The sequence below is a fragment of the Halobacteriovorax sp. genome, from assembly GCF_041587335.1.
GTDB lineage: Bacteria > Bdellovibrionota > Bacteriovoracia > Bacteriovoracales > Bacteriovoracaceae > Halobacteriovorax.
On record NZ_JBFGYP010000077.1, the window covers coordinates 1 to 13,653 of the forward strand.

Annotated in this window: 10 protein-coding genes and 1 tRNA gene; 3 read left to right on the forward strand and 8 right to left on the reverse strand. The window is 34.4% G+C overall.

Translation table 11 applies throughout. From position 1 onward, the window contains the following. On the forward strand, positions 1-733 hold a 733-nt coding region (locus ABX784_RS11080), incomplete at its 5' end, for an alpha/beta fold hydrolase (RefSeq protein ID WP_372655102.1). Here the strand turns inward: ABX784_RS11080 and ABX784_RS11085 are convergent. The 7 genes from ABX784_RS11085 to ABX784_RS11115 all read right to left on the reverse strand — a co-directional run bounded on the left by ABX784_RS11085 (position 726) and on the right by ABX784_RS11115 (position 11,985). Beyond that, on the reverse strand, positions 726-2,576 hold the full coding sequence (locus tag ABX784_RS11085) for an ATP-binding protein (RefSeq protein ID WP_372655103.1): 1,851 nt from the start codon (positions 2,574-2,576) through the stop codon (positions 726-728). The two genes, ABX784_RS11080 and ABX784_RS11085, sit on opposite strands and share 8 nt — an antisense overlap. Positions 2,577-2,649: 73 nt before the next feature. Then, entirely contained in the window at positions 2,650-3,669 is a 1,020-nt protein-coding gene (locus ABX784_RS11090; RefSeq protein ID WP_372655105.1) for an epoxyqueuosine reductase, read from the reverse strand. Positions 3,670-3,672: 3 nt separating this feature from the next. Next, entirely contained in the window at positions 3,673-5,352 is a 1,680-nt protein-coding gene (pyk, locus tag ABX784_RS11095; protein WP_372655106.1) for a pyruvate kinase, read from the reverse strand. Positions 5,353-5,426: 74 nt separating this feature from the next. Further along, positions 5,427-7,367 carry a hypothetical protein gene (locus ABX784_RS11100; protein ID WP_372655108.1) on the reverse strand — a complete coding sequence of 647 codons (1,941 nt, stop codon included), beginning with the start codon at positions 7,365-7,367 and terminating at the stop codon, positions 5,427-5,429. Between the two features lie 131 nt (positions 7,368-7,498). Continuing rightward, complete coding sequence (locus tag ABX784_RS11105; protein ID WP_372655109.1) at positions 7,499-8,548, reverse strand: DsbA family protein; 1,050 nt, start codon at positions 8,546-8,548, stop codon at positions 7,499-7,501. Between the two features lie 52 nt (positions 8,549-8,600). Then, on the reverse strand, positions 8,601-10,364 hold the full coding sequence (locus ABX784_RS11110) for an ATP-binding cassette domain-containing protein (RefSeq protein ID WP_372655110.1): 1,764 nt from the start codon (positions 10,362-10,364) through the stop codon (positions 8,601-8,603). Further along, the gene (locus ABX784_RS11115) at positions 10,336-11,985 is read right to left on the reverse strand and encodes an ATP-binding cassette domain-containing protein (protein WP_372655111.1); all 1,650 of its coding nucleotides are present in this window, start codon (positions 11,983-11,985) and stop codon (positions 10,336-10,338) included. The genes ABX784_RS11110 and ABX784_RS11115 overlap by 29 nt, the downstream gene beginning before the upstream one ends. 142 nt (positions 11,986-12,127) lie before the next feature. On the opposite strand from ABX784_RS11115, the gene ABX784_RS11120 reads away from it, so the two are divergent. Together ABX784_RS11120 and ABX784_RS11125 are read left to right on the forward strand one after the other, a co-directional pair. Next, positions 12,128-12,202: transfer RNA gene (locus tag ABX784_RS11120), tRNA-Val, on the forward strand. A gap of 20 nt (positions 12,203-12,222) precedes the next feature. Further along, positions 12,223-13,086 (forward strand): cytochrome c, encoded by an 864-nt coding sequence (locus ABX784_RS11125; RefSeq protein ID WP_372655112.1) that lies wholly within the window; start codon positions 12,223-12,225, stop codon positions 13,084-13,086. On the opposite strand, the gene ABX784_RS11130 is transcribed toward ABX784_RS11125, so the two are convergent. Then, positions 13,083-13,653, reverse strand: a 571-nt coding sequence (locus ABX784_RS11130; RefSeq protein ID WP_372655113.1) for a hypothetical protein, incomplete at its 5' end; no start/stop codon positions are given. The genes ABX784_RS11125 and ABX784_RS11130 overlap by 4 nt on opposite strands.

Below are 13,653 nucleotides of genomic sequence, written 5' to 3' on the forward strand. Positions count from 1 at the left end.
ATCAATAGATACCACACCAGTAAAGGCGTTCGGTATTTTCACCCACGGATATACTTCACATAAGTCTAGTATATTAAGCTGGGGAACAAGACTCGCAGAAGAAGGGATTGCTAATATAATCTTTGACCAGCCAGGTCATTATCTTGGAACCTATAGCGAAGTGAAGAGCTTTGATGAATACAAAGAGCATGCTCCTCACCTCTTTAAAGTCGCTTATGAAGAGCTTCATCAATCATTTAGTGAAGAGTTCCCTTTAGTTGATGCAACGGCTGAGAATGGAGAATACAAAGTCATATTAGGAGGTCACTCTCTTGGCGCCCTACTATCTCTTCTTGCACTTGAGTCTGATGACTTCAACGGTTTTGACGCTATGTCACTATGTGTAGGACTTGGCATGCCACCTGAGGGCGTTACCCATATTTTTGATACTCCCTTTTATAAATCAACTTTAAATGTTCGTAGACAATTAGTTTCTCCTACAATTTCTCCAGAGGTTATTTTTCCTTGGATAAAAGAGCGCAAAGGAGAGCTTGAGCTCAACGATAGTAGAATTCACTTTATTACTGGAGCCGATGATGTTGTTGTTGGAAAAGAAGGTACACAACTAATGGTGGATTATCTCCAAGGCAATAATCAGGTTACCTATGAAAGGCCTACTAAGCTCGCACATCATATGCCTGAGCTAGCAGCACCACATATAAAAAAGTTTTTAAAAGATGAAGGTATTATATAGATTTTATGACCTCTAATAATTCCTCCATATTCACAGGCTTGAGTAAGACCTCTTCTATGTTGTAATTTGATATATCATTTTCAGATAATACTTTCTCTTCATATCCTGTTAGAAGAATGATTGGTGATTTTCCACCATCTTCCGTATATGCTTTAGCGAATTCAAAGCCACTCATCTCAGGCATTGCTAAGTCAGTAAGAATAACATCGACTTCTAGCCCAGTCTTTAATGCGCCTAATGCAGCAATGCCCGAAGTATAACAAAATACTTCCGCTCCACTGGCCTCTAAAAAGTCTTTATGCATATTTGCGATAATTTCTTCATCGTCAATTATAAGAACCTTTTTACCATTTAAAGCTACATCATCATTATTAACTAATATCTTCTGATCATCAGAAGAAACTTTCTTCCCTTCAGAGTAAACAGGTAGAAAGATTATAAATTTTGCGCCTTCTCCGACCTCACTAATTAGCTCAATACGACCATTCATTTGCTCTATGATTGAATGAATAATCGAGAGACCCATTCCAGTCCCTTTATTAATAGGTTTTGTAGAAAAGTATGGTTCATAAATTTTCTCTTTTACCTCGTCAGGAATACCAGCACCATCATCTGAAATAATTAAACGTACTTCATTTTTAATATGGTTAATTTGAGATCGAACTTTAATATGCCCATTCTTCGTTCCTATAGAGTCTCTAGAGTTGGTACAAAAGTTCATTATAATTTGCTGCATTTGAGTAACATCGCCGAGGATCTCGACTTCTTGATCATATGTGAAATCAATGTCTATATTTGCAGGAAGAGTAGATCTCATCATATCTAAACTAGTCTTAATAACATCTACAATATTAGTTTTAGTATATTCAACTTTCTTTTGATGAGTATAAGTTAGAATCTGGCGTATTAACTTATCTCCCCTCTCTGCAAATTCAACAATATTCCCTAAATATTTTTTTATCTTGTCTGGTTTATTAACTTCAAGGTAGTGAAGACACTGTTCTGCAGATCCAGATATAAGATGAAGAATATTATTAAAATCGTGAGCAATACCACCAGAAAGTCTTCCTAGTGCCTCCATTTTTTGAGACTGATTTAACTTGATAACAAGCTCTTCCTTCTCTTCTCTATTCTTTTTCATTCTCTCAATATCACTAATTAAATTACTCTTCATTTGATTGACTGAATACAGAACAATATCAAGTTCATCTACTGTACTTGATGGTCTTCTATTTAAATCAATGTCTTCTTTGTCGAGATTGTTAATATTGAAGTCTTTTAACTTATTAGATAGTACATTTAGAGGAATCATCACATGTCCTCTGAGAATATAGATCATCACAAAGGCGACGATAAATGTCTTTATAAAGTTCGCTGTTAAAATAAAGAGTGCTGTATCTAGAACATGCTCTAAGTATGGCTCTAAATCTGTAACTACTCTCAATGTACCTAACTCTCTTTCCTCGCCTTTATAAGAGTACATAAGAGGCCAAGTTTTTTCTTTCTTTTGAAGAAATTTATCATCTACTCCTGACGATAGCTGCTTACCATCATAGTTAATTTCAACAAATGTAAATTCCCCTGTTGAAGAAAGAGAGTGTAGTTGCATTTTCAGCGCCTTCAAATCAAGGTGCCATAAATTGTAGGATAATTCAGGAACAATTAAACTCGAAACTCTTTTAATGTCATTATCAACTTTAGAAACATTTTGAGAATAATCTCTATATAGCTGGATACCTGTAGAGATAACTGTAACGATTGAGCTTATTGCAATAATTTTTAAAATTATTATTTTACTTAAAGAAGAAAAAGCTTTCTTATTATTTTGACTATTATTACTCATTAAATCATACCTTACTTATAATATTTCATTATTATACGGCCATTTAAAAAAATTAGAAATTAAGTTTACTTGATTACCTTTTGCCGTAGAAGAATCGTATGTTTTTCAAAAGACCAATTCGACCAGTTCTCTCTATGGGAGTACTCTTAAATAATCTTTGAAATCCTCGGTTTGATAGAGACTTCAACTCATCTAAAATATTCTCCAATGGCCTCTCTAAGAAGAACTCTCTCAAGTGTGCTTCCTTCTCACTGACAATGACTTCTTCATTATCATACTTACCTATCCTAAGAAGTCTCTTATTCCAGGGACAAACCTCTTGGCAAATATCACAGCCAAAAATCTCACCATTCGAACTCTCCATTCCCTTTGGAGCCTCTCCTATGTCTTTAAACTGCTCTATCGTATATGTACTTATGCATTTATCAGCAATAAGAGTTCTCGTTTCAAGGTCTATAGCATCAGTTGGGCAACTATCTGCACACCTAGTACACTGACCACAATGATCAGTTTCTACTACTTTTTCATTCAAAGAATAGTTTTTAGAAAGTAGAAGAGATCCTAGAATAAAGAAACTCCCCTCTTTTTTACTTATGAACATACTATTCTTACCAAACCAACCAAGTCCAGCTCTAAAGGCAAGGTCACGCTCCAGTATTGGTTGCGTATCTAAAGATAACTTAAAGTTTAACTCAGGATCAATTTCCCTTAATTGTTCCCCAAGTTGATTTAAGGATTCGCGAAGATTGAAGTGGTAATCAATACCATCAAAGCCAAGAACATAGCTCGCGATTTTTAGACCGTTACTCTTTTTAGACTTATAGAACTTATCGAGTTCAAACTTTTTCTTAGCGTATGAGAACTGGAAAACGATTGCTGATTTAAACTCAGGATAGTAATTTTTTAAATCTTCTCTCTTATCTCTTCTTTCACCCTCTAAGTACTTTAAAATACCATTAAGGCCCTTATTAACCCACTCAAAGTAATACTTCCAAGTAATAGGTCTAGAAACAGTAGTTACACCCCAATCAACAATCCCATATTGAGACAGGTTTTTAGAGTGTAAAACTTCTTCTAAAATCTTATTTTTCATGAATTAATATTTTGGAATTATTTCAATCGCACCAGTAGGACAAACCTTTATACACTGGAGGTCCATATTACAATAATGAATTTGTTCCTTATTTAGATAAGTATCTTTAGAGATTGGATTAATTTTCCAAATAGCGTGAGGACAGATTTCCACACACTTTTGGCAGCTAGCGCAAATATTATGGTCTAGAAGGATTTTTTTTTTATCATCAGAAATTTCTTCTAATGTATCACCACCACTTCCAAGAACCTTAGGGACATCTTTTACGATATGAACCTTCACAGAGTTTGAGCTTCCGACTCTAAAGAATTTACCATCGCCTCTTGTTATGACTAACTTATCACCGTTCACAAGTCCAAGACTTTTCTTAACATCGTTAATAACATGGATTTGAAAATTAAATGAATCTTCACTATAGTTTTTCAAAAGAAAAGGCTCTATTCCCCAGTAAAGACACATCTTACGAGCTGTCGCTTGATCTGTAGTTACACCTAAACAAGGAGTTGTTGGTCTAAACTTAGCAAGCTTCAAACAAGAAATTCCAGACTCTGTTACTGCTAGAATTCTTTTTGCATAAACTTTTTCACCTATTAGTGATGCAGCAACCATAACAGAAGATTGAACACTCGAAAGATCGACGTGTCTTAAAAAGGGTCTCTCCTTCGGAGTTTGCTCAGCGTCTTCTATAATTTGAACCATCGTTTTAACAGTTTCTACAGGATAAGCTCCTGAAGCTGTTTCACCAGATAGCATAACAGCATCCGTTCCATCCCAAATAGCATTTGCTACATCACTAGCTTCTGCTCTAGTTGGAGTTGGGTTATTTGTCATACTCTCAAGCATTTGGGTAGCTGTAATAACAGGTATCCCTCTATCATTACACAACTTGATTAATTTTTTCTGAATAGAAGGAACTAAATGGTTTCCAACTTCTACCCCCATATCTCCTCTAGCAACCATAATAATATCTGTAACGTCTAATATACCTTCGATATTATCAATCGCCTGAGGCTTTTCAATTTTTGAAATAATAGGAATATTTACTTTATAGTCGTGAAGTAGAGCTTTAACTTGCTGAATATCTTCTCCCCTACGAACAAAAGAGAGAGCGATATAATCTATATTCTGAGTCAGAGCAAACATTAAGTCTGCTCTATCTTTTTCTGTAAAACTTGGAGCTGAAACGTCACAATCTGGAAGGTTAATTCCTTTATTAGACTTCAAAGTTCCACCGACATTAATTTTTATTTTATAAACATCTCTATCTCTTGTTGTAGACTCCGCGAGAATTAATCCGTCATCAAAAAGGATTCTGGCCCCATCAAAGCAATCATTTACTAAGTCTTCATAGATAGTTGGTATATACCTTTCTGCATACTCTGGATATTTGTCCATTAAATTAGTCGGACCAATTACCCATTCCTCATCTTCTTTTAAAACTAGGTTTTCTTTAAGCTTATCAACTCTAATTTTTGGTCCTTGTAAATCAGCTAAGATTGCAACTTGCTTATCCACATTTTCCGAAGCTTTTCTAATATTTGCAATGAGCTCCTTGTGAGAGTCGTGAGTACCATGACTCATGTTTACTCTACAAACATTCATTCCTGCTTCAATTAGTTTTGAAATTTGCTCAACGGTGTTAGATGATGGGCCTAGAGTGGCCACGATTTTTGCCCTTCTCATTCAAGTGCTTCCTAGGATTAAATTTAATTTATCTAAGTATAGCACTTTGATTAAAGGAGCGACAAATTGTATTTTTATGCTCTTGAGTTTTTCTGTCTAGTTAGCTCTTCGATTTGCATTTGATTTACTTTTTGCATCTCTTCAATTCTTCTTTCAAATTGATTTCTAATAAGATCTTTCTCTAACTCACTTTGGTCAGCAAGTCTCTGATAATTTGACTCAAGTTCTTTAATCTTAGTCTTGAAGTTTCTTCTTGTTTCATTACGCTCTACATCTAATTGAGTTTCATATTTTTGAACAACCTCATTTAACTTGATATCACTTTTATGTTTTTCATTTAAAAATTTTCTATCAAGCTCTTCTTTTAGAGCAATCTTATCTTTTGTAAAAGAATCTGACATAGTTCTCATCTCTCTTTTAAATTCTCTAAAATCTTCAACTCTACGCTCTTCATTGAAGTTTTTAATCTTTAAAATTTCAGCCTGGGAATCTTTCTCAGTTCTTGTTAACTTATCTTCATATCTATTGATTGTTTGATCAAGCTCTTTAGTCTTCATCTCTAATCTTTTGTTTAAACTTTCTTCTTTACTTGTTAGTCGATTATTAAAGTCATCCTTGAGCTCTTCAACCTCATTGTGGTGGGCAACTCGGGCTTCATTTATAAACTTAGATTTCTCTGTAGCGTGCTCACTTTGAAGTTCAGAAATCGCTTCTTGATTCATTTCACTCATTTGGTTTACGACACGCCCAAACTCTTGTCTTTGGTTTTCAATTCTATTTTTTGTAACTTGACGATCTTTTATAGATTGTTGCTCACTGTCTAATTTTGATTTAGTTAATCTATTCTTATAATCACCAATTATTTTGTTAGTACTTTCTCTACTTTCTTTAAGAGCATTATTCTTAAAATCTCTCGACTCTTTTTCTAGATTATCAACAATTTTAGAATGAGCAATATTTCGCTCTTTAGTATTATTTTGAAATTCAGCTGACATTCTTTCTTTATCGAGCTGATCCTTATATCTCATTGTATCAATATTATCGTTTATATTTTTAATTCTTGTTTCAAACTTTTGAGTAAGAGCAGCAGACCTTAGATTGTCTCTTTCTTCCGATGACCCACCCTTTAACTTCTCTTGGAATTCTCTCTTATTTTGATATTCAGATTTTGCATACTCTCTTTCTAGACCAGTGATTCTCTCTCTATTGGCTTTCGCCATTTGGTCATTATACTTAGTATTTCTGTCGTTGATATCATCTGTAAGCTTTCTAAATGTATTAGACATTTCTTTAGCTTCATTATTCTTCTGCTCATAAATAGAGTCTACAGTCTTAGCGTGATGATCTCCTCTATTTCTAAGTTCATCTGCTTGAGTATTTCTTAAATTTTGTAAATCTCTTTGCTGTTTTTCAACCATTTTTGCTCTAGTTGAATTACCGCTCTCAACAAAGTCAGCTATTTCATTTTTATGTCGTAACTCTTGAGACTTCTTTTCAATATCTAAATCTATCTTTTGACTTCTAACCGCATCTCTCGATGACTTATCAATTTCTGAAATTTTATCTTGGAAATCTTTAGTTGCTGAATCTATACGATCTTCATAACGTTTCGACGCCAACTCCGACTTTGTATTATAATTCTCATCTTTGGCAGATATATCTTTATTATATGAGTCTCTTAAGTAATCTAATCTATGACCAAAGTCTCTTTTAATATCTTGTCTATCGTTTTCAAATCCCTCTTGTTGCGATGCAATTTTATTTCTAAACTGCTCCGTCTTCTGCAACATTGATTCTTTAACTTCGAGGTTTTTCTTATCAATAGTGGATGTGACATTCTGCTCTATTTCAGACTTACTCTTTTCGAAATTTTTTCTTTGTTTCTCTTGGATGCCTTCATGCTTCTTTGAAAGATCTTCTACATCTGAGCTATATTGTTCTTTAAGTTCATCTGCAGCATCTCTAAAGTTGCTTCTGGCCTGTGAAAGTCTTGTGCTATAGTCGTTAATATCCATTGTGCCTCTACCTTCCTGGTTTTTTGGCGGTGAACCTGACCTTAATATTATACATGAATATGAAAAATAAAAAGGCCTAGAAATATTTTTCCAGGCCTTTTATGTATTAAGAAAATTTATTGTTAAATTAGTTACTTAGCTAATTCCTGATCAATTAACTCAGAGAAAGTCTCAACCGGGTGGGCCCCATTGATCATTTTTCCATTCACAAAGAATGTTGGTGTCGACTTTACTCCGATACTCTTCCCTTCTGCCATTGTTGAATCTACTTTTGCAGTAAACTTTCCAGAATCTAAACACTTTGTGAACTTAGTAACATCTACTTTAAGAGATTTTGCAGAGTTTACGAGACCTTGACGATCAAGTTTTGTTTGGTCTGCAAACATTGCATCATGCATATCCCAAAACTTCTTCTTATCTTGTTCATGTACACAAAGTGCTGCTTCTGCGGCCTTCTTTGCATGGTTATGAAATGGTAGAGGAAAGTTCTTAAATACAATCTTAATTTTATTTCCGTACTTCTTCTTAAGATCGTTTACAACTCCTGCACCTTTAGAGCAGAAAGGACACTGAAAATCAGAAAATTCTACAATTTCAACCTTTGCATCAGCTGCCCCCATAAAAGGAGCATCACCAGAAGTCACATTGAAGACAGGTCTTGATGGCTCTTCAAAGTAAATTTCTACTGGAGACTTCTTAGTCTTTTCTGCTAGCCAGCTATCAATTGCAACTTTCTTTTCTTCAATAAGAAGATACTGCTGAATTCTCTGCTTCATTTGATCGTTAAGATGTTCCTTTGGAATATTCTTTTCTTTAACAAAAGCATCAATTTTTTCTTTCGATATTTTAATATTTGAAGTGATAAATTTCTCTAAATACTCATCATTAGAAAGATCTTTTTTCTTTGGATCTTGCTCCATGAATACTTCAAGCGCTCTTGCCTTCATTTTATTCATTTTAATTTCAAAAACTTTCATTTCTGCTTCATATAACTCACTCTCAATACCTTTGAATAAGTCATCTTTTGAAATTATCTTATCCCCTATTTTTACTCCAGCACTTGTATCTGGCGCAGGTTTAAATAAGAATGTTGGCTTTGATTCTACCGATTTTGTACAAGAGTAGAAAAGTACTCCTGCAAGAACTGCTATAGATGCAGTTGTAAAAATATTTCTCTTCATTATGCGCTCCTTGCACTTATGTCTTTACGCTAAATATTCTAACTCAGTTAAGCTAATGGCTCAACTCGTTCAAAAACTCTTTATAAATTTCACAATCATTCAATAATGACTGATGAGTTCCAGATGAGATTAACTTTCCTTTATCCAGAACTAAAATCTTATTAGACTCAATAACTGTCTCTAATCTATGAGCGACTATAAAAGTAAGTGATTGCTCTTGAATTAAAAGAATCACTTTTCTCAGCGCCAACTCAAGTCGAGAGTCTAGACCAGAGGAAACTTCATCAAAGAGAACAATAGGCTTTTTTAAATAACATGACCTAATTGCTGCTAAGAGTTGTTTCTGCCCAATCGATATCGACTTTTGATTAAGTTTAGTCTCAGGAGTCACACCCCAGACCTCAGTTATATATGGTATGCGATCTTCTACCCATTTCCAAAAAGTATAAAAGCTTTCTGGTATATCTTCACTTAGACAAATGTTGAATGCAATGCTTTCTGAGAAAATATGAGATTCTTGGGAAACAATTCCCACCAGTTCTCTATATCTTGTGACATCCTTGAACGTTTCACCAGGAAAGATAACTCTCTCACCATCACTACCAGAGACTACAATCTCGGCTTTTTGAGGAATAAGATTTCCACTTAAGATCTTAAGAAGAGTCGACTTACCACATCCTGATATCCCAACGATCCCAACGAGCTCACCTTTCAATGCGCTAAAAGATATATTTGATAAGTTAAAAGCAGGTTCCCCTTTTCTTCTAACTGGATATGAAAAGCTCTCAATATCAATTGCTACCTGATCTAAATTTTCATCTTTTTTAGAGTACTCTTTTGGAGAAGAAATTGTTTTATCTAAATCATACATAAATTCACTAATTCGATCGACACCACTTGCTGCTCTTTGCACATTTGCAATCTTTCCTGCGATATCTTTAACCGGCCCAATCGATCTTTGGATAAGATCAACAATAACGAGGATGACAGCAGCTTGAGTGATATGACTATATGGAAAGATTAAAACAACTAATGCTAGTAAGAGAGGATATAGAGACTCAGCAATAGAGTAATAGCCAGAATCCCAAACATTTGACTTTAGAATTTTACCTAAGTAATCATCAAAAACAACTTCACCTTTTTTAGAAGCATAGTTCTCATGATTAGTGAAATACGTCTCCCCAACTCCTCCGACGAGGTTTGCAACTGTTTTATATACATTCCCTCTAGAGTGGCGAACAGAGAGAAATATCTTTCTCATATACTTACTTCCATAAATCAACAATGAAGCAGCAAGAACTTCGGCCAAGACTAAAGTCACCCCAGTGACTGTATTAATAGTAATAAAACTAAGCATGCAAGAGACAACAAAGAATAAATCAATAAAGATCCCAAATGTTCCTGAAGTTACAAGTTCGCGAATACTTTCTGTATCGTTAACAATCCTAGAGAGTATTTCACCTTGAGGATATTTTTCCTCGTGACCTGTATCCCCTTCCTGTATTTCATAACTTAATATCCACTTCTCAAAGCACCAACTTCTTACATTTTGAACTAAGTACCTAACATACTTATTAACGCTTAATTGATAGAGTGATCTATTTGCATAGACTCCCATAAAAAGAAATAATAAATTCTGAATACTAGTGTAAAAGATATCTTCATTACTATAACTCTCAGCTAATTTAGCAACGAGCTTTGGAACCATTGCTCCAAGCCCGGCAGATAAGAGTAAGCAAAGTATAATAAAGGATACGTACTTAAATGATCCTTTAAAGAAAAATATACTAGACCATTTGATTTTCGAAGTATTCATATGTTTTTGTCTCTTTAGTTAGTAATGTACTTTGTTCTCCGTATTCCATAAGACCGTAATCTTTATCAATATAGAGAATGTAATCAGAAAGCTTAACAGTAGTCAGACGATGAGAACTCAGAATAAATGTTCTATCTTTTGCGAATTCACTTTCTTTTAATTTATTGAAAATTTGTTTTTCTAGTATTAGATCCACAGATGAAAATGGATCATCCCAAATGATTATATCTCCATTTGATAGAAGGCTTCTAATTAAACAAAGACGCTTGCACTGTCCTCCAGATAACCTCTTTCCATTTTCTCCAACCTCAAGATCAAGAAGTGCGTCCATACTCGACTCCAGATAATCTAGTCCAAATAAAGATAAAAGCTCTTTTGCCTTACTCTCTCTTTGTGGTGTCACTTCAGTTCCGAGGAAGATATTTGCTCTCACTGTATCATTATAAAGGTATGGGTCCTGTGCAACATATGAGATATTTTTATTCTTATTTAAAAGTATGTTGGCCATCTGTTTAATAACTTCTGTTTTTCCGCAACCAGTAGTACCAATTAAAACATTCCATTTATTTTTTACAATCTTAAGATCTATCTTCTCATCCCACAGTTTAATGACAAACTCTCCCTCACTAGAGATGGACTGATTATCAACTCGCATCTCTGCTTCTTCAGGACTTTCTTCTTTGATAGCGTTTATTAATTCTTTGATTCTAGACCAAGCCCCAGCTGAACGAGCAAAAACTACTCCAATCCAAGAAAGGAACATCATAGGCTCTAAGAATAGGAATACAAATCCAGAAAATAAGACAAGCGACGATGCTCCTAAGTCTTCAACCCTGATAATATGAGCTCCCCATAGCAGAGAAACACCTACTCCAAAAGGAACAAGAGGAATAGAGAATGCTATATTATTTCCGGCCTTATAAAAGTTATAAAGCTCCGCCATAGAGTGCTTCTTAAAAAGATTAATGAAAGAGTTTTCAACGTGATAGTTCTTTATTGTTTTCTTTCCTGTATATGCCTCCATAATGAAGTTTTGAACTTCACCTTGCAGATCCTGAGTTTTTCTGTAGTACTTTTTATTTCGACTTACAATTATTGTAAAAATAACAAACCCTACAAATACTGGAGTTAGGGCCATTAATAGCTTTGGGCTAAATCCTGAAAGTTTTGGAATAAGTACACTCATTGCAATAACTATATTGGCCACCTGCAAAAGTGCAAAACCTATTAAAGCTCTTACTTCCTCAAGGTCATTACCAACAACTTGAAAGAGTTGCCCTGCAGAGAAACTCTTATATCTAATTGGATTTGAGCTTTCTATTCTTTCAATTGCTTCTACTCTTAAATACTTCTGAAGAATTCTAGCGGGATAAAAAAAGAGTAACCTAGAAGATGTTCTAAACACAATGATTCCAATCGCTAAATATGCAAACTTGATAGTATTGAAGTCGTGGGTTTCACTCACAACAAAGTCTGCAAGCTCCTTGGCCATAAACGGCAACTCACTTTGAATATAGTGAGTACAGTAGAGAGCAATAAATGCTCCTATATACCAAGGAAAGAATTCTATAAACTGATTTTTCAGCAGTTGAAACAGGGTGACATCTAGACGTTTTTTCATAGGATCTTTTATAGCGCATTTAACGCTTCTAGATAAGTTAAATTCTTGATTTTCTAGTATTTTGTGAGTTTACTACTGCTATGCAAGGTAATCATAGATTGACACCTTTTTAAAACTCTCTTATATTTTTTGAACACTTCACGCACCCGTAGCTCAGTGGGAGAGCATTCCGTTGACATCGGAAAGGTCACAAGTTCAATCCTTGTCGGGTGCACCATTTCTTAGTATCATTTCCTAATGAATTTATTTATAAAAAATATTATAGCAATGACTTTAAGTCTATCTGTTAACGCTAATACAGATCTTACCCTACTTAAGAATGGGGAATCCCTGCACACAACAAATCTTCAGAAATTAAAAGATAAGTTTGATGTTCAAAAGGTCACTATATTTAACCCCTACACACTCAAGCCTGAAACATATAATGCATTCTCCATGAAGCAAATATTAAGTTCGAGTTATACTAATAAATGGATTAATGAGTTTGCGATTAGAGTCACAACAAAAGATGGTTATTTACCAATTATAGAGACCTATAAATTTCAAGAAAGAAAAGCATTTCTAGCTTTCTCAAGAGCAGATAATAAGAAGTTTGTCTCTTTAACAATGTACAAAGAAAAGATAGTAGACCTTGCACCATATTATTTAATATGGATTGAAGATAAAGAAAAGTTCCCTTCAAGAAGAAAGGCTCACTGGCCTTATAAAGTCACAGGGTTTGACCTTATATCTAATGTTCCAGAGGTTATTGTCCCTCCAAAGGATGCAGATAAGAAAATAAAATGGGGTTATGAAAACGTTAGAAAGCATTGTTTATCATGCCACTCTATTTATGGTTACGGCTCAACTAAAGTTGGAGAATTGATCACTAATAATTTAACTAAAAAATTCTCAGATAAAAAACTTCGCCAATTAATACATAACCCAAGAAGTATTGATAAAAAAAACCAAATGCCTCGATTCTCACCCAAGATAGATATGAGAAAATCTAGGATTAAGAATATCGTTCACTATCTGAGATTTCTTGAAAAGAGAGGTAGTAGAAAGAGAGTGAAATCAACAAAGACATTAATAAAAACAATTGAAGAGAAAATAAATTAGAAAGAAGCTCCAATATTGAGCTTCAACTCTTTAGTAGAAACTTCATTAGAAAGAGACGACATTTCAAGTGAAACTCTATCTAGAACATAGAGTAATTTTTCATCGAAAAGATATCCTGCGCCAAAAGATAATGAACTTACACTCTCGGCCCCCTCAAGATTCCATTTCTGTGTACCATATCCCACTTCAAAAAATAGGTTTGTAAATAAATACTGCCCATAGGCCGCGATATCATAGATAAGAAAAGACTGAGATTCTACGAAGTCAGTTTCAACGGTTTCATATGAGTGGAATCCAAAGTTTCCTCTAAGGGCAAAGTGTTCCGTAAACCAAATATGAGGAGTCCAAGCTAGACCAAATGTTGTTAATGATGTTTCTTCGCTATCTGAAATAGAGATATAACTAAGGGCAAAGTTTTTTAAATGAGTCTTTGTTTCAAACTGACTTTCTTCGATATTTTGATCCTCTTCCAAAGGAGAGACAGTCTCTGATTCCAAGCTATTTTTTTCTTCACTTTCTTTTAAGAAAGATAGCTCTTCTAAGTCTTCTTCGGAAGTTTCTATCTTC